Here is a 17,605-nt window from a genome sequence, read left to right on the forward strand (position 1 = left end):
GTAAGGCGAAGCCGCCACCCGACATAAATATATGTTACACCGTCACAACCGGCACTCTCGGTGCCAGCGCGCACATCAATTCATACCCCACCGTGCCCGCCGCGGCAGCCACGTCATCAATTTTGATTTCGTTACCCCACAGCTCGACGGGTGAGCCAATGCCCGCCTGCGGGCATGGCGTCAGATCAACGGCCAGCATATCCATAGATACGGTGCCCACCGTTCCCGTGCGAACCCCATCGACCCAGACCGGCGTGCCGGTCGGCGCGATGCGCGGGTAGCCGTCGGCATAACCGCCCGCCACGATGCCAATCCGCTGCTCGCCCTTTGCCCGGTAGCGGCTGCCGTAGCCCACCGTGTCCCCAGCCTTCAGCGTCTGCACGCCAATGATTTCACTGCGCAGGGTCATGACCGGCTTCAGGCCGCTGTTGGCGATATCCTGCCACTCGCCAGAGGGAGACGCACCGTACAGAACGATCCCCGGACGCACCCAGTTATAGTGCGCCTCGGGATGCCACAGCGTTGCCGCCGAGTTCGACAGCGAGCGCGGGCAATCCAGCCCTTCTGCCGCCTGCTCAATGCGGACCATGGCATCGGCAATACCGTCGGGTTTTTCCGCGTCGGCAAAATGCGCCATCAGCGTCATTTCGCCCACGTTTTTCATGGCGCGCAGCTGCTGCCAGACCGTATGCACCCGCTCAGGCTGGAAGCCCAGGCGGTTCATGCCGCTGTTCACCTTGAGATAGATATCCAGCGGAGCATGGAGCTTCGCATCCTGGATCGCCTTAATCTGCCAGTTGCTGTGAACGCTGGTGGTCAGCCGGTACTTATCCAGCAGCGGCAGATCGTCCGCATGGAAGAACCCTTCCAGCAGTAGAATCGGCCCTTTCCAGCCGCGCTCGCGCAGCAGAATGGCCTCTTCCAGATTCAGTAGCGCAAAACCGTCGGTCGCGCTCAGCGCGCTCCAGATACGATCGATACCGTGGCCGTAGGCATTCGCTTTCACCACCGACCAGACGCGCGACCCCGGAGCCGCCCGACGAACAATTTGCAGATTATCCTTCAGGGCCTGCAGGTTCAGCTGGGCCAGAACAGGACGGGACATGACAACTCCTTAGCTATGCGCGCCGTGCAGGTGCTGTGGACGCGAAGGCGTAAACCCCGATTGATAGCGCGCGGCGCTTAAATCGTCAAACGGAATTGCCGGCGTGCGCCCGGAAATCAGGTCGCTCAGCAACTGGCCCGATCCGCAGGCCATCGTCCAGCCGAGCGTGCCGTGTCCGGTATTGGTCCACAGGTTTTTGAACGGCGTGCGGCCCACGATCGGCGTGCCGTCCGGGGTCATCGGACGCAGGCCGGTCCAGAACGTCGCCTGCTCAACAAAACCGCCGCGCGGGAAGAGATCGCCCACCACCATCTCCAGCGTTTCACGACGCGGCTGCAGCAGTTCGGTGTTGAAGCCGACAATCTCCGCCATGCCGCCTACGCGAATGCGGTTGTCGAAGCGGGTAATGGCGATTTTGTAGGTTTCATCCAGAATGGTCGACACCGGGGCGCCGCTCTCTTCTTTCACCGGAATGGTCAGCGAGTAGCCCTTCAGCGGATAAACCGGAATGTCGAGAATGCCTTTCAGCATGGCGGTGGAGTACGAACCAAACGCCATCACGTAGGCATCGGCTTTGATCACCTCGTCGCCGCACTTCACGCCGTAAATTTTTTCCCCTTCCGACAGCAGCTTGTCGACGGAGGTGTTGAAGCGGAACTTCACCCCCGCCTGCTCGCACATTTGCGCCAGACGTTGCGTAAAGAGCTGGCAGTCGCCGGTTTCGTCATTCGGCAGGCGCAGGCCGCCCGTAAGCTTATGCGCCACTTCCGCCAGCGCCGGTTCAACCTGACCAAGCTGGCTGGCTTCCAGCAGCTGGTACGGTACGCCGGCATCTTCCAGCACGGCGATATCGCGGGTGGCATTCTCGTACTGTTGCTCGGTGCGGAACAGCTGCAGCGTCCCGCCCTGGCGGCCTTCGTACTCAATCCCCGTCGACGCGCGCAGCGCTTTCAGACAGTCGCGGCTGTATTCCGCCAGGCGCACCATGCGCCCTTTGTTCTCCATGTAGTGGCGGGTGTCGCAGTTGCGCAGCATCTGCCACATCCACTTCAGCTGGAACTGCGTGCCGTCAAGGCTAATGGCCAGCGGCGCATGGCGCTGGAACATCCATTTAATCGCTTTCAGCGGAACGCCCGGCGCAGCCCACGGCGCCGCATACCCCGGAGAGATTTGCCCGGCGTTCGCCGCGCTGGTTTCAAGCGCCGGACCAGATTCACGATCGATAACGGTTACGTCATGTCCCGCCTGACTTAAATACCAGGCGCTGGTTACCCCAACGACACCACTTCCCAGTATGACAACACGCATAGCCACTCCATTATGTGCAAAAGAACAATCTTCTAATTACAGATTGATAACCTAGTTGAAAATATTATTCAACATATGACTTTTTTATGGTGACTTACCTCACACATCCCCCAGCATCAGGGGATAGTGCTAATTTGGGATCTCCTGCTGCGCGTTATTTTTAACCAGCATAATATGCTGAGACATACCGTTTTTTTGCCGTATCAAAAACGCGAAATCGCAAAGAAAAAATTTCTACCCCAGCACGCTTTTTAACACGTTGATCTATGCTTGAAAGGAGGCTCTCCAGACAGAGAGAGCACCCACAACGAGGGCGCGCTAATGGCTACTATTGATTCCCTGAACAAGGACAACACACGTCTGAGCGATGGACCCGACTGGACCTTCGAGCTGCTGGATGTTTACCTCGCCGAAATCGACCGGGTCGCAAAGCTATATCGCCTGGATACCTATCCCCATCAGATTGAAGTCATTACGTCCGAACAGATGATGGACGCCTACTCCAGCGTCGGGATGCCGATTAACTATCCGCACTGGTCGTTTGGTAAAAAATTTATTGAAACGGAACGGCTGTATAAGCACGGCCAGCAGGGGCTGGCGTATGAGATTGTGATTAACTCCAATCCGTGTATTGCCTATTTAATGGAAGAGAACACCATTACCATGCAGGCGCTGGTGATGGCGCATGCCTGCTACGGGCACAACTCATTTTTCAAGAATAACTACCTGTTCCGCAGCTGGACGGATGCCAGCTCCATCGTCGATTACCTGATCTTCGCCCGTAAATACATTACCGACTGCGAAGAGCGCTACGGCGTGGACGAAGTGGAAAAACTGCTCGACTCCTGCCACGCGCTGATGAACTACGGCGTGGACCGCTACAAACGTCCGCAGAAAATCTCCCTGCAGGAGGAGAAAGCCCGGCAGAAGAGCCGCGAAGAGTACCTGCAAAGCCAGGTGAACATGCTGTGGCGGACCCTGCCGAAGCGTGAGGAGGAAAAAACGATCGCCGAAGCGCGTCGCTATCCGTCCGAGCCGCAGGAGAACCTGCTCTATTTTATGGAGAAGAACGCCCCGCTGCTGGAGCCGTGGCAGCGTGAGATCCTGCGCATCGTGCGCAAGGTGAGCCAGTATTTTTACCCGCAAAAGCAGACGCAGGTCATGAACGAAGGCTGGGCGACCTTCTGGCACTACACCATTCTTAACCATCTGTACGACGAGGGGAAAGTGACCGAGCGGTTCATGATGGAATTCCTCCACAGCCATACCAACGTGGTGTTCCAGCCGCCCTACAACAGCCCGTGGTACAGCGGAATAAACCCGTATGCGCTTGGCTTCGCCATGTTCCAGGACATTAAGCGCATCTGCCAGTCGCCGACGGAAGAAGACAAGTACTGGTTCCCGGATATCGCCGGTTCTGACTGGCTGGAAACGCTGCACTTTGCGATGCGCGACTTTAAGGACGAGAGCTTCATCAGCCAGTTTATGTCGCCGAAGATCATGCGTGATTTCCGCTTCTTCACCGTGCTGGACGATGACCGCAACAACTATCTGGAGATCTCCGCAATCCATAACGAAGAGGGATACCGTGAGATCCGCTCTCGCCTCTCTTCCCAGTACAACCTGAGCAACCTTGAGCCGAATATTCAGGTATGGAACGTCGATTTGCGCGGTGACCGCTCCCTGACGCTGCGCTATATCCCGCACAATCGCGCGCCGCTGGATAAAGGGCGTAAAGAAGTGCTGAAGCACGTGCATCGTCTGTGGGGCTTTGACGTGCAGCTGGAGCAGCAGAATGAAGACGGGAGCGTCGAGCTGCTGGAACGTTGCCCGGCGCGGTTGAATACGCTGTAGTGTTTTTTTGCCGGGTGGCGGCTATGCCTTACCCGGCCTACGGGTTTTGTAGGCCCGGTAAGCGAAGCGCCACCGGGCGAAAAAAAACCTCTCGTATGAGAGGTTTTTTCTTTTAGCGAGTCTGAATCGCTAAATCACCCGGCAGCGTTTTCTGCATACGGTGCCAGATTTCACCGGAATCGTGACCGTAGCGGCGCACCGTCTCATAAACCTGATCGTGCAGACCTTCGGTACAGAGCTTGCTCAGCTTGTGGTAGAAGCCCAGTGCCAGGCTACGCGCTTCCGGATTGGCAAAGTAGTGGCGGCCAATGCGGGTGTAAAGCCCTTTCATACCGTTGAGGATCAGGCCATACACCGGGTTGCCGGAGGCAAACGCCAGGCCGCGGAACACGTTGTAATCGAGAGTGGCAAAAGCATCGGCGTGATCTTCCACCTCGTTCGCGCTGGCCAGCACCGCAAGGGCGTCTTCCGGATGCTGACGGAAAGCGGTACGAATAAAGATCGTCGCGATGTTGGTGCGAACGGAGAGCAGATTATCAATGAGCTGCGGCACGCTTTCATGGTCAAGACGCGCCAGCGTTTCAAGAATGTTCAGCCCGGACGTTTCCCAGAAGTTGTTCACTTTCGTAGGCTTACCGTGCTGGATCGTCAACCAGCCATCGCGCGCCAGCCGCTGAAGCACTTCACGCAGCGTGGTGCGAGTGACGCCAATCAGTTCAGAGAGTTCGCGTTCAGCCGGAAGAATGGACCCCGCAGGGAAACGATTATTCCAGATGCTTTCGATGATGTACTCTTCCGCGAAACCCGCCGGGCTCTGCGCCTTAATGACCATAGTGAGATTTCCATTACACAGCTTTAGCAAATTGGACTCATCATACCAGAGGCACGCAGTGGCAGGTAGCGCGGCAAAGAGAGAAAAGAGGGATCGCCGTTTCATTTTTGTGAAATTTACAATGCAGCCTTATCCGCCTCCAGGCCGTGATTTTTGCGTATACTGATGTTTTGTCTTACTTGACGGGAAGGACGTCTGTTGTGGAAATTTCTTTTGGGCGCGCGCTATGGCGCAATTTTTTAGGTCAGTCTCCTGACTGGTATAAACTGATACTGCTGGTTTTCCTGGTCGTTAATCCCATCATTTTTAGCGTGAATCCCTTTATTGCCGGCTGGCTGCTGGTGGCGGAGTTTATCTTCACCCTGGCCATGGCGCTGAAATGTTATCCCCTTCTGCCGGGCGGATTGCTGGCGTTTGAAGCCGTCGTCGTCGGTATGACCAGCGCCGAGCATGTCAAAGCAGAGCTGGCGTCTAATCTCGAAGTGCTTCTGCTGCTGATCTTTATGGTGGCCGGCATCTACTTTATGAAACAGCTGCTGCTGTTCATCTTCACGCGCCTGCTGCTCAGCATTCCGTCGAAAATGTTCCTCTCGCTGGCGTTTTGCCTTGCCGCCGCCTTCCTGTCGGCGTTCCTGGATGCGCTGACGGTCGTTGCGGTAGTGATCAGCGTCGCGGTTGGGTTTTACGGAATTTATCACCGCGTGGCCTCCTCTCGCCCAAATGAGGACCTGCAGGATGACAGCCACGTTGAGGCGCATAACCGTGACGTGCTGGAACAATTCCGCGCGTTTCTGCGCAGCCTGATGATGCATGCCGGCGTGGGTACCGCGCTGGGCGGCGTGATGACCATGGTCGGCGAGCCGCAAAACCTGATCATTGCCAAAGCGGCGGGCTGGCACTTCGGTGATTTCTTCCTGAGAATGGCCCCGGTGAGCGTACCGGTGCTGATCTGCGGGCTGGCGACCTGTCTGCTGGTGGAGAAGTTTCGCCTCTTTGGGTACGGGGCGCAGCTCCCGGAGCCGGTTCGTCAGGAGCTGCATAAATTCGATGTGCAGAGCCGAAGCCAGCGGACGCGCCAGGAGACGCTACGACTGATTGCTCAGGGGATCATTGGCGTCTGGCTTATCGCGGCGCTGGCGTTCCATCTTGCCGAAGTGGGGCTGATTGGCCTGTCAGTCATTATTCTCGCCACCACCTTTACCGGCGTGACGGACGAACATGCCATTGGCAAGGCGTTTACCGAAGCTCTGCCGTTTACCGCCCTGCTGGCGGTGTTCTTTGCCGTCGTGGCGGTGATTATCGACCAGCACCTGTTCGCGCCGATTATTGCCTTTGTATTACAGGCCTCACCGGATGCTCAGCTCTCGCTGTTTTACCTGTTTAACGGCCTGCTCTCGTCGATCTCAGATAACGTCTTCGTCGGGACGGTCTACATCAACGAGGCCAAAGCGGCCATGGAGCAAGGCGTTATCAGCGCCGGACAGTTTGAGCTGCTGGCCGTGGCGATCAATACCGGCACCAACCTGCCGTCGGTGGCGACGCCAAATGGCCAGGCCGCCTTCCTGTTCCTGCTGACCTCCGCCCTCGCGCCGCTCATACGTCTTTCTTATGGCAGGATGGTATGGATGGCGCTGCCCTATACGCTGGTGCTCACGATCGTCGGATTGCTTTGCGTCAAAATTACCCTCATTCCCTGTACGCAATGGCTGGTACAAGCGGGTATACTTGCGGCGCAGTAAACTATGCATCTCGGGCAGTTCGCTGCCCGTTTGCCTTTTCGCACGATAAACATCCAATTACGTTTTATTTCGCCAGGTACAGGTGGCGCGAAAAACGAATTCGTTTACACTGCGCTTTCTAAGCATGTTCCAGGGAAATGATTATGTTGAGATTTTTAAACCAGTGCTCCCGCGGTCGCGGAGCGTGGTTGTTAATGGCCCTGACCGCCTTTGCGCTGGAAATGGTCGCGCTGTGGTTCCAGCATGTAATGGGACTGAAACCTTGCGTACTGTGTATTTACGAACGCAGCGCGCTGTTCGGCATTATGGGTGCGGGCCTGGTGGGTGCGATTGCCCCAAAATCGCCGCTTCGCTATGCCGGTATTGCCATCTGGATCTACAGCGCCTGGAAAGGAATTGAACTCTCCTGGCAGCACACCATGATGCAATTGCATCCGTCACCGTTTATGACCTGTGATTTTGCCGCCCGCTTCCCAAGCTGGCTGCCGCTGGACAAATGGCTGCCGCAGGTGTTTGTCGCATCCGGTGACTGCTCCGTTCGCCAGTGGGAATTCCTGACGCTGGAGATGCCGCAGTGGCTGGTGGGCATTTTTGCCGCCTACTTCGTCGTGGCGCTGCTGGTGCTGATTGCCCAGCCGTTCAAACCGAAGAAACGCGATCTTTTTGGGCGCTAATTTGCCCGGCGGCGCTTCGCTTGCGCGGGCCTACGGTTTTGTAGGTCGGGTAAGCGCAGCGCCACCCGACACAACAGCGCACAATAAAAAACCCGCCTCGGCGGGTTTTTTAATCTTAACGGGTCGGGTGGTTCATGATGTGATCTTCCCAGTCCTGCACCTCGGACTCTTTCACCGCAATGTGGCGCACAGAGATACGTTCACCGTGCATCGCCGCTTTTGAACCGGTTAACAGCGGATGCCAGTCAGGCAGACCTTTCCCTTCCGCCAGCAGGCGATACGCGCAGGTATGCGGCAGCCATTCAAACGTCGGCAGATTATCCCGGGTTAACTTGATGCAGTCAGGCTCAAATTCAAACCGGCGCTCATAGTTGCGGCACTGGCAGGTTTTAATGTTTAACTGCTTGCAGGCAACGTTGGTGAAGTAGATTTCGTCCGTATCTTCATCCATCAGCTTGTGCAGGCAGCACTGCCCGCAGCCGTCGCACAATGATTCCCATTCCGCGTCAGTCATGTCGTCGAGAGTTTTGCTTTGCCAGAAAGGGATGTCGTTCATCAGGATGTCCACACGTCAAAAGAAAGCGCACCTTATAACGAGTCTGGCACGTTGTTGCAAGTTTTGCCGCCCTCTTCAGGCGGCAAGATGGGGTTACAGCACGCGGGTTTTCAGCGACAGGCCGTTGAAACCGACCTCAAGCTCGTCACCGCTGAGTAGCGGGCCAACGCCTTCTGGGGTTCCGGTCAGGATCACATCGCCCGGCTTCAGGGTAAAGAAGCGACTCATGTAGGCAATCAGCGGCACAATCTTATGGATCATGTCTGCCGTGGTGCCCTGCTGGCGGATCTCACCGTTAACCTTGAGGCTGAGCGGCGTGTCCTGCGGATCGCCGGTAAATTCGCTCACCGGCACAAACGCCGAAATCGGGCAGGAATTATCAAACCCTTTGGCTTTTTCCCACGGCTGCCCTGCTTTCTTCATTTTGCCTTGAACGTCACGCAGGGTCAGATCCAGCGCCACGCCGTATCCGGCAATCGCTTTTTTAACATGTTCTTCTGAGGCCTGGCGCAGCGTCGCGCCGATCAGCACGGCAAGTTCAACTTCGTGATGTACCGAACCCAGCCCCTGGGGCAGCGCCAGCGGCTGGCGGATATCGCACAGCGCCGTTTCAGGCTTAATAAACAGGACCGGCTCTTCTGGCGTCGCGCTGCCCATCTCCTGAATATGTTTTGCGTAGTTGCTGCCCACGCAAACCACTTTGCTGACGGGATAATCCAGTAATGCACCTTGCCAGTTATGATGTTGATACATGGTCGACCCCTAAACGGTTGATGTGTTGTGCCCAAAAACAGTTGAGACTATTTTTTACCGTTCGCCTCAAGATGCTGTTTTAATAAATTCTCGGGTGGCGGTGGAAGCTGTAAATAATAGCCTTGCTCGGCTAAGGCCGTTTTCACTTTATCCAGATCGGCGTTAATCAGTTTCTTACGACCATCGAGCGGCAGCAGCATCGCCAGCTGTGGTCGGCCAAAGTTCTTCATTAATTCTTCAGGCACGCGTGAAAAATCGTCTTTCTTTTCGACATAAAGATAGGTCTGGTCACGGCTTGTACTTCTGTAGATCACACAAAACATGTTTTTACTCTGAATTAATGGGTGGTTGCTTGCCTCAATATACTCCTGACTATAACATGCCTGATACTCTTCGGAATATCGCAGCGAGTGGTTGCGGTTAATAGCAAATTGAGTAAGGCCAGGATGTCAAACACGCCCATCGAGCTTAAAGGCAGTAGCTTCACCTTATCAGTGGTACATTTGCATGATGCAAAACCCGAGGTTATTCGTCAGGCGTTAGAAGACAAAATCGCCCAGGCTCCCGCCTTTCTGAAGCACGCCCCTGTTGTTATCAACGTCAGCGGTCTTGAGGCTCCGGTTAACTGGAAACTTCTCCAGCAGGCCGTCTCCTCGACCGGACTGCGTATCGTGGGCATCAGCGGCTGCAAAGATACTGAGCTGAAAGCGGAAATTGAGCGTGCGGGGCTGCCCCTTCTGAATGAGGGCAAAGAAAAAGCCTCGCGAGCGGCACCCGTTGCCGTGCAAACGCCCCCTCCTGCGGTGCAAAACGTTACTACCGTCACAAAAACGCGAATGATTGATGTGCCGGTTCGTTCCGGTCAGCGCATTTATGCACCAAACTGTGATCTGATTGTTACAAGCCACGTCAGTGCTGGCGCTGAGCTGATTGCAGATGGCAATATTCACGTATACGGTATGATGCGTGGACGTGCGCTCGCAGGTGCAAGTGGCGATCGAGATGCGCAAATATTTTGTACTCACCTGACGGCGGAACTGGTGTCCATCGCAGGTGAATATTGGCTGAGCGACAAGATCCCAGCCGAATTTTATGGCAAAGCGGCTCGCCTGCTTCTGGCAGACGACGCGTTGACCGTTCAACCGTTGAATTGATCCCTTTTTAACAAGGAATTTCTATGGCACGCATTATTGTTGTTACTTCGGGTAAAGGAGGCGTTGGCAAGACCACCTCCAGCGCGGCCATCGCTACTGGTTTGGCCCAGAAGGGAAAGAAAACCATCGTTATCGACTTCGATATCGGTCTGCGTAACCTCGACCTCATCATGGGATGTGAGCGTCGCGTCGTGTATGACTTCGTAAACGTCATTCAGGGCGATGCCACGCTTAACCAGGCGATGATCAAAGACAAGCGCACCGAGAACCTCTACATTCTCCCGGCTTCTCAGACGCGTGACAAAGACGCCCTGACCCGTGAAGGCGTGGAAAAGGTGCTCGACGATCTGAAAAAAATGGATTTCGACTTCATTGTCTGCGACTCCCCTGCCGGCATCGAAACCGGAGCCCTGATGGCGCTCTACTTCGCTGATGAAGCGATCATCACCACCAACCCTGAAGTTTCATCCGTGCGTGACTCAGACCGCATTCTGGGCATCCTCGCCTCTAAATCCCGTCGTGCGGAAAATGGCGAAGACCCGATTAAAGAACACCTGCTGCTCACCCGCTACAATCCGGGCCGCGTGAACAAAGGTGACATGCTGAGCATGGAAGACGTGCTGGAGATCCTGCGCATTAAGCTGGTGGGCGTTATCCCGGAAGATCAGTCCGTGTTACGCGCCTCTAACCAGGGCGAGCCAGTGATCCTTGATACATTGGCAGATGCAGGTAAAGCTTACGCCGATACCGTTGACCGTCTGCTGGGAGAAGAACGTCCTTTCCGCTTCATTGAAGAAGAGAAGAAAGGTTTCCTCAAACGCCTGTTCGGAGGATAAGTTATGGCATTACTGGACTTTTTTCTCTCGCGGAAAAAGAACACCGCCAACATCGCAAAAGAACGTCTGCAAATTATCGTTGCGGAGCGTCGTCGTAGCGACGCCGAGCCTCACTACCTGCCGCAGCTGCGTAAGGACATCCTGGAAGTGATCTGTAAATATGTGCAGATTGACCCGGAGATGGTCACGGTGCAGCTGGAACAAAAAGACGGGGATATTTCGATTCTGGAGCTGAACGTGACGCTCCCGGAAGCGGAAGAGTCGCGTCCGTAGGTTTGTGTTTTCGCCGCCCCGGTAAGCGCAGCGCCACCGGGGAAATATGCCGGGTATATCGCCCGGCATATTTTTTTTATCGCGGGTAACCGTCCAGCAGCGTATTCAGGCGATCGGCCATCAATTCCCCGCGCCATCCCGCCATCATCTCCGGCACGCCATTCTGCGGCTTCAGCTTCCAGTGCCAGTTCAGCAGCTGGTTAATCTGACGACGTGAGGCGAGCAGTTCCGCGCTCAGCTTGCTTTCCGTTGCAACCGCCTGCACCAGCGCTTTGATATCCTTAAACGCTTTGCGATAGCCCGGCATGTCCATCAGGTTCAGCAGCGGTTCCGGCAGCGCATCTTCCGGCAGCTCCTGCGCTTTGGCGACCAGCGCCAGCAGGGTTTTACCGTGGAAGCGGATCTCGCTGCCCGAAAGGCCAATGCTGTCCAGCTCGCCCAGGCTGCCCGGCATATAGCGCGCGACCGCCCAGAGATGCTCTTCGCGAACCACAAAGTTAACGGCCAGATCGCGCTCGCGCGCTTTACGCAAGCGCCAGTCTGCCAGCAGCTGCAGGCATGCCAGCTGACGCGTGCGCAGCTGCCAGGCGTTGGTGATATCGCGCCAGGCCTCTTTCGGATCAACCACTTCCTGGCGACGCTGCTGGGTCATACGGCATTCGTCCAGCGCAGCAGCGAGCCAGCCGGAGGCTTCTGCCTCTTTCATCAGCTGTCCGGCAATCGGCAGCAGGTAAAACACGTCTGCCGCCGCATACTCCAGCTGACGCTCGGTTAGCGGACGCGCCAGCCAGTCGGTACGGGATTCGCTTTTATCCAGCGTCAGGCCCGTATACTCCTCCACCATGGCAGCAAAGCCCCAGGAGAGCGGACGATTGCTGAATGCCGCGAGGATCTGCGTGTCAATCAGCGGCTGAGGCATGATGCCAAAGGTGTTCAGAAAGACTTCCAGATCCTCACTGCCTGCGTGCAGGTATTTCGTCACGGCGGTATCGAGCAGCAGGTTACGCATCGGCGTCCAGTCGGTAATGCCGAGAGGGTCAATCAGCGACACGTGTTTACCGTCGTACATCTGAATCAAACCCAGCTGCGGATAATAGGTCCGGGTACGGACAAACTCGGTATCCAGGGCAATGGCAGGAAAGTCGCGCGTCACTTCGCACAGCGAAGCCAGCTCGTCGTTGGTCGTGATCATCTGGTAATTCAAAACGGGTTCTCTTTTGTTTGCGCCCATAAAAAACGCCGGCTTAACCGGCGTCTGGGCGATTAGCGTGAAGCTCAGGCCTTATTGTCTACTTTGCCACGGGCTTCGTCACGTAATTCTCGTCGTAATATCTTTCCGACGTTGGATTTCGGCAGCTCATCGCGGAATTCAACCAGTTTCGGCACCTTGTAGCCCGTCAGCTGACGACGGCAAAACGTTACCAGCGCCTCCTCCGTCAGGGAAGGATCTTTCTTGACCACAAATATTTTAACCGCTTCACCGCTGCTGCCGGAAGGGACGCCGACCGCCGCCACCTCGAGTACGCCGCTGTGCTGCATAACCACGTCTTCGATCTCATTCGGATAGACGTTGAAGCCGGAGACCAGGATCATGTCTTTCTTGCGATCGACGATGCGCAGGAAGCCCTCGTCATCCATTACCGCAATATCACCGGTGTGCAGCCAGCCGTCTTTGATGATTTCGTCGGTCGCATCGGGACGCTGCCAGTAACCCAGCATCACCTGCGGACCTCTGACGCAAAGCTCACCCGGCTCGCCCGGCGCGACTTCGTTATCGTTATCATCGACCAGTTTGGCCTCGGTGGAAGGAACCGGCAGACCAATGCTTCCACTGTGATAGTCGATATCGTGTGGGTTCACGCTGACCAGCGGAGCACATTCCGTCAGCCCATAGCCTTCCAGCAAATACTGACCGGTTAGCTTCACCCAGCGCTCGGCGACCGCCTGTTGAACCGGCATGCCGCCGCCCGCAGAGAGATGCAGCGTGGAGAAATCCAGCTGCTGGAACTCTTTGTTATTAAGCAGCGCGTTAAACAGGGTGTTCACCCCCGTCATGGCGGTGAACGGGTATTTCGCCAGCTCTTTCACCAGGCCCGGGATATCGCGCGGGTTGGTGATGAGGATGTTCTGACCACCCAGTTCAATAAACAGCAGGCAGTTCATGGTCAGCGCAAAGATGTGATACAGCGGAAGCGCGGTGATCACCACTTCTTTGCCCGGATGCAGAAGCGGCCCGTAGGTGGCGTTCACCTGTTCAAGGTTTGCCAGCATATTGCGGTGGGTAAGCATGGCCCCTTTGGCGACGCCGGTGGTCCCGCCCGTGTATTGCAGAAACGCAAGATCTTCCGCCACCACTTCGGGTTTCACATACTGCATACGGTAGCCCGCATGCAGCGCGCGGCGGAAGGAGATGGCGTCCGGCAGGTGGTATTTTGGCACCAGGCGCTTGACGTATTTAACGACAAAGTTAACCAGCGTGCCTTTGGCGGTCGAGAGTTGATCCCCCATGCGCGTCAGGATGACGTGTTTAACCTGGGTTTTGTCGACCACTTTTTCCAGCGTATGGGCGAAGTTGGACACAATGACAATCGCGGCCGCGCCGCTGTCGTTCAGCTGATGCTCCAGCTCGCGCGGGGTATACAAGGGGTTAACGTTGACGACAATCATCCCGGCTCGCAGGATACCGAACAACGCCACCGGGTATTGCAGCAGGTTCGGCATCATCAGCGCGACGCGGTCCCCTTTTTGCAGCCCCAGCCCTTCCTGCAGATACGCCGCAAACGCGCGGCTACGCTCCTCAAGCTTACGGAACGTCATGACCTCGCCCATATTCACGAATGCGGGCTGGTCCGCGTAGCGCCTTACCGAGTGTTCAAATAATTCCACCAGGGATTGATAACGGTCAGGATTGATCTCAGCAGGAACATCTGCGGGATAACGGTTAAGCCAAACCTTCTTCAATGCATCACCTCTGAAATGAGTGTTCGTCGTCATCACAACCCCGATAATAAACAGTTTGTTAACATTATATTAACTCAGCGTACCAGTTTATTAATTGTTCAGATTTAAGGTTGCGAAGCGCGTCACTCTTTTTTTTCGTTTTATCCGTAAAAAAACAGAGACAGCGGCTGAGCCGCTGTCTCTTTTCTAACAATAACAGTAAGTTACTCAGTAACGATCGTCTGAACCTGTGCAGGACCCGGGTTATACCAGCCCCAGCCCGGGTAGCCGTAACGATAAGGATGTGGACCCCACATCCACGGATCCATCGGCTGAGGCGGCATGATCACCTGCTGTGCCAGCCGCCAGCGTTTATACCCGTTGACCTGCATGGTCATAAATTTATACGGCGTGCTGCCGATTTTGCCCTGCACGGCGCCGGTAATCGGCCCGACGACGGTCACCAGCTGCCCGCGAAAATCGACCGGATCGAGGAAACCGCTGACGTCCGCATAGATACGTCCGCGAGAGGCCTCACCCAGTACCGGCCGCGCGCCGCTGTCCAGCGGAACGGTCGCGATCTCGAGGCGGGTTTTCCCCTGCTGGTTTTGTACGTCGATGACCTTACCGCCAAAGCGCGCTTCCTGGCCGACGTAAAGCTCAGGCGCATTCATCACCCGAACCAGATCCTGCTGTGGCGTCGGGCTGCTGCCCTTAATCGCATCAGGAACGGAAACGCATCCGCTCAGTGCTATGGCAACTGCGCCTGCCATAATAAGGCGTACTACTTTAGTTCGAACCGCCATGATGCGACTCCTTTTTCTCAGTTCCTGTTACTGAGATTCACTCGCGGCCCGGAAGTTTCTTCCACGCAACGGTGTTTCGCAAATAAACCGGCTCCGCGTGTTCAACGGCAACGGTTTTTCCTGCCGCGAGCAGCTGGCAGGCAATCGGAAGCATATCTTCCGCAGCCGGCAGCAGCATGTTGCCGTCTACCAGCGTCACCCCGGTGTCGTTTGCCATGTCTGGCCACGCCGGCCAGCCGGTGCCGACGGTTGCCCACTCACCGGAGAGCTGTTTCAGCCGCTCAGTGACCGCTTCCGGCTTGAGCACGGCTTCCGTCTCTTCGCCGTGCCACACGCCCAGCTCGTCGCGGGTGTATTCGGCCCAGTAAACTTCGCCCATGCGGGCATCAATCGCGGCCAGCACGCGCGTTGCCCCGGTCATGCGCCATGCGCCCTGCGCCATGGTGGCGAGGGTAGAGACGCCGATCATCGGCAGTTCGGCGCCCAGCGCCAGCCCCTGCGCAATACCAATCCCGATACGTACGCCCGTAAAGCTGCCGGGGCCACGGCCAAAGGCCAGCGCGTCGAGGTCGGTTAAGGAGGTGTTGCCCTGGGTTAAAATGGCTTTTACCAGGGGCAGAATGCGTTGGGTGTGTTCCCGTGGGCACTCTTCGAAATGAGCAGAAACAGCACCGTCGTTCAACAGAGCGACAGAGCAAGCCTCTGTCGCGGTATCAATAGCCAGAATTCGCATCAGTCGTCGCGCTCTCGCAAGGGTCAGTCACAAAATGGCGCGCATCTTAGCACACTCCGGGGTAAATTACTCCGCCGTTGGGTTTGCCAGGAAACGCACCGCGCGTTTTATGTCCCGCGTCCGCGGTGCGGGCGGCAGGCTGGCAAGGAAAGTCGCTCCGTAAGGGCGCATCACCAGCCGGTTATCGCAAATGACCAGCACCCCGCGATCGGTAACGTCGCGGATCAATCGCCCGACCCCCTGCTTGAGGGTAATCACCGCGTCCGGCAGCTGTACCTCGTCAAACGGATCGCCCCCGCGCAGACGGCAGTCTTCCATCCGCGCCTTCAGCAGCGGGTCGTCCGGAGAGGTAAACGGCAGCTTATCAATAATTACCAGCGAGAGCGTATCGCCGCGCACGTCCACCCCTTCCCAGAAGCTGCTGGTTGCCACCAGCAGGGCATTTCCGGCGCTGACAAACTGCTGTAACAGCTGGCCTTTACTGGTTTCACCCTGCAGCAGAACCGGCAGCGTCATGGTGGCGCGGAACTGCTCGGCGAGGTCACGCATCATGGCGTGAGAGGTGCAGAGCATAAAGCAGCGGCCGTTGTTGGCCTCGATCATCGGTTTTAACATCGCGGCCAGGTGGCGCGCCGCACCCGGCTGGTTCGGCAGCGGCAGATTACGAGGCACGCAGAGCAGCGCCTGTTTTTCGTAATCGAACGGGCTCGGCAGGAGCAGCGATTCCGCATCCTCAATGCCAAGACGTTCCGTGAAGTGATGCAGATCGTCATTCACCGACAGGGTTGCCGAGGTGAAGATCCAGCTTCCCGGTTTTTGCGCCATTACCTCTTTAAATTTATCCGCTACCGTCAGCGGCGTGAGCGCCAGGGTGAAATGCCGCGAGGTGCACTCATACCAGTAGCTGAACCCCGGCTGGTTAATCTCTTTCAGCCGTTTGAGCCGCCCGCGATAGAGCGTGGCGCGTTCGAAGGCCGCGTCCAGCAGCGCGGAGCGGCCAAGCGAGAGCTTTGCCACGTCGTAGCAGAGTTCGAGGGCATCATCGAGCAGCAGCAGCGCGCGCTGGATGTTTTTGTCCGCCAGCAGCTCGCGCAGGTTACCGCGATAGCCCGGCTCGCCGAGCTGTAAGCGGAAATCCTGCGCGCTTTGCGCCAGACGGTCGGCGCACTTCTGCAGCTGCTGGGTATCTTTGAGTTCGGTCCGGTAAGCGATGGTGAAATCTTTCGCCAGATCCTGAAGCTGGCGGCTGGAAAGCGACTGACCGAAGTACTGGCTGGCAATGTCCGGAAGCTGGTGGGCTTCGTCGAAGATCATCACGTCCGCCTCCGGGATCAGCTCGCCGAAACCGCTGTCCTTGACGACCATATCCGCGAGGAACAGATGGTGGTTCACCACCACCACATCCGCGTCCATCGCCGTTTTGCGCGCTTTCACCACAAAGCAGTCTTTATACAGCGGGCAGTCGCTGCCGAGGCAGTTGTCGTTGGTGCTGGTCACCAGCGGCCAGGCAGGCGAGTCTTCCGGCACGCTCGCGCAGGTGCTGATATCGCCCTCTTCGGTCTGGTTCGCCCAGGCGCGAAGGATAATAACGTCGCTGAGGGTTTGCACCGGCAGGTCACCGCCCGCCAGCGCCTGCTGCTCAAGACGTTCCAGGCAGAGATAGTTGGAGCGTCCCTTCAGCAGGGCCAGACGCCCCTTGTATTTAAGCGCTTTCGCCACCGTGGGCAAATCGCGGCTGTAGAGCTGATCCTGCAGCGCCTTCGATCCGGTGGAAATAATCACCTTCTTCTTCGCGCGCAGCGCCGGAGCAAGGTAAGCATACGTTTTACCCGTACCGGTTCCGGCTTCGACCACCAGCGGCTGAGCCTTATCGATGGCGCGTGCAACGGCGTGCGCCATCTGGCGCTGAGGCTCACGGGGCTTGAAGCCGGGAATAGCCTGCGCTAATTGACCTTCAGGGGAAAAATCGTCTGCCACGGTGCTCTCTCACTGTATTTTTGCACAGGGATTATGTCAGCCCATCCTCTCCTGTGCCACCCCAA

The 17,605-nt window shown here is 56.7% G+C and carries 17 protein-coding genes; 6 read left to right on the top strand and 11 right to left on the bottom strand.

Features of this window, described 5'->3' with window-relative positions:
- Positions 1–34: 34 nt before the first annotated feature.
- Positions 35–1,105: a catabolic alanine racemase DadX gene (gene dadX / locus USF70_RS08750; protein WP_048979608.1), complete on the bottom strand. Its 1,071-nt coding sequence runs from the start codon at positions 1,103–1,105 to the stop codon at positions 35–37.
- 9 nt (positions 1,106–1,114) lie between these two features.
- Entirely contained in the window at positions 1,115–2,413 is a 1,299-nt protein-coding gene (locus USF70_RS08755) for a D-amino acid dehydrogenase (RefSeq protein ID WP_032658462.1), read from the bottom strand.
- 321 nt (positions 2,414–2,734) lie between these two features.
- Between USF70_RS08755 and USF70_RS08760 the strand changes: the two genes are divergently transcribed.
- Positions 2,735–4,267: a SpoVR family protein gene (locus USF70_RS08760; RefSeq protein WP_023293929.1), complete on the top strand. Its 1,533-nt coding sequence runs from the start codon at positions 2,735–2,737 to the stop codon at positions 4,265–4,267.
- Between the two features lie 112 nt (positions 4,268–4,379).
- Here USF70_RS08760 and fadR read toward each other — a convergent pair whose 3' ends face one another.
- Positions 4,380–5,099 carry a fatty acid metabolism transcriptional regulator FadR gene (gene fadR, locus USF70_RS08765; RefSeq protein ID WP_023336056.1) on the bottom strand — a complete coding sequence of 240 codons (720 nt, stop codon included), beginning with the start codon at positions 5,097–5,099 and terminating at the stop codon, positions 4,380–4,382.
- A 200-nt stretch (positions 5,100–5,299) separates the two neighbouring features.
- On the opposite strand from fadR, the gene nhaB reads away from it, so the two are divergent.
- Entirely contained in the window at positions 5,300–6,838 is a 1,539-nt protein-coding gene (gene nhaB / locus USF70_RS08770) for a Na(+)/H(+) antiporter NhaB (protein ID WP_047061072.1), read from the top strand.
- 143 nt (positions 6,839–6,981) lie between these two features.
- Positions 6,982–7,512: a disulfide bond formation protein DsbB gene (gene dsbB, locus USF70_RS08775; RefSeq protein ID WP_023312182.1), complete on the top strand. Its 531-nt coding sequence runs from the start codon at positions 6,982–6,984 to the stop codon at positions 7,510–7,512.
- A gap of 115 nt (positions 7,513–7,627) precedes the next feature.
- Here dsbB and USF70_RS08780 read toward each other — a convergent pair whose 3' ends face one another.
- The 3 genes from USF70_RS08780 to USF70_RS08790 form a co-directional block, all read right to left on the bottom strand.
- Positions 7,628–8,068, bottom strand: coding sequence for a YcgN family cysteine cluster protein (locus USF70_RS08780; protein WP_033145818.1), 441 nt, complete (start codon positions 8,066–8,068; stop codon positions 7,628–7,630).
- Between the two features lie 93 nt (positions 8,069–8,161).
- On the bottom strand, positions 8,162–8,821 hold the full coding sequence (locus tag USF70_RS08785; RefSeq protein ID WP_029742142.1) for a fumarylacetoacetate hydrolase family protein: 660 nt from the start codon (positions 8,819–8,821) through the stop codon (positions 8,162–8,164).
- A 47-nt stretch (positions 8,822–8,868) separates the two neighbouring features.
- Positions 8,869–9,144, bottom strand: a complete 276-nt coding sequence (locus USF70_RS08790) for a YcgL domain-containing protein (protein ID WP_029742143.1) — start codon at positions 9,142–9,144, stop codon at positions 8,869–8,871.
- A 123-nt stretch (positions 9,145–9,267) separates the two neighbouring features.
- Between USF70_RS08790 and minC the strand changes: the two genes are divergently transcribed.
- The 3 genes from minC to minE are packed head-to-tail and all read left to right on the top strand — an operon-like array spanning position 9,268 to position 11,084.
- The gene (minC, locus tag USF70_RS08795; RefSeq protein ID WP_023312186.1) at positions 9,268–9,975 is read left to right on the top strand and encodes a septum site-determining protein MinC; all 708 of its coding nucleotides are present in this window, start codon (positions 9,268–9,270) and stop codon (positions 9,973–9,975) included.
- 23 nt (positions 9,976–9,998) lie between these two features.
- Positions 9,999–10,811, top strand: coding sequence for a septum site-determining protein MinD (gene minD / locus USF70_RS08800; RefSeq protein WP_029742160.1), 813 nt, complete (start codon positions 9,999–10,001; stop codon positions 10,809–10,811).
- A gap of 3 nt (positions 10,812–10,814) precedes the next feature.
- On the top strand, positions 10,815–11,084 hold the full coding sequence (minE, locus tag USF70_RS08805) for a cell division topological specificity factor MinE (protein WP_008500504.1): 270 nt from the start codon (positions 10,815–10,817) through the stop codon (positions 11,082–11,084).
- Positions 11,085–11,160: 76 nt separating this feature from the next.
- Here the strand turns inward: minE and rnd are convergent, their stop codons facing one another.
- From rnd to USF70_RS08830, 5 genes are all read right to left on the bottom strand, one after another.
- On the bottom strand, positions 11,161–12,288 hold the full coding sequence (gene rnd, locus USF70_RS08810) for a ribonuclease D (RefSeq protein ID WP_232937772.1): 1,128 nt from the start codon (positions 12,286–12,288) through the stop codon (positions 11,161–11,163).
- A 71-nt stretch (positions 12,289–12,359) separates the two neighbouring features.
- Entirely contained in the window at positions 12,360–14,045 is a 1,686-nt protein-coding gene (gene fadD, locus USF70_RS08815) for a long-chain-fatty-acid--CoA ligase FadD (protein WP_023312189.1), read from the bottom strand.
- Between the two features lie 203 nt (positions 14,046–14,248).
- Positions 14,249–14,830 (bottom strand): Slp family lipoprotein, encoded by a 582-nt coding sequence (locus tag USF70_RS08820; RefSeq protein WP_033145820.1) that lies wholly within the window; start codon positions 14,828–14,830, stop codon positions 14,249–14,251.
- A gap of 37 nt (positions 14,831–14,867) precedes the next feature.
- Positions 14,868–15,563: a tRNA (adenosine(37)-N6)-threonylcarbamoyltransferase complex dimerization subunit type 1 TsaB gene (gene tsaB / locus USF70_RS08825; RefSeq protein ID WP_221702182.1), complete on the bottom strand. Its 696-nt coding sequence runs from the start codon at positions 15,561–15,563 to the stop codon at positions 14,868–14,870.
- Positions 15,564–15,629: 66 nt separating this feature from the next.
- A complete protein-coding gene (locus USF70_RS08830) occupies positions 15,630–17,540 on the bottom strand; it encodes an ATP-dependent DNA helicase (RefSeq protein ID WP_039263631.1) in 1,911 nt (636 codons plus the stop codon).
- Positions 17,541–17,605 lie beyond the last annotated feature (65 nt).

Origin of the sequence: Enterobacter sp. 237C8, from assembly GCF_034106865.1 — a bacterium.
Taxonomy (GTDB): Bacteria; Pseudomonadota; Gammaproteobacteria; order Enterobacterales; family Enterobacteriaceae; genus Enterobacter; species Enterobacter asburiae_B.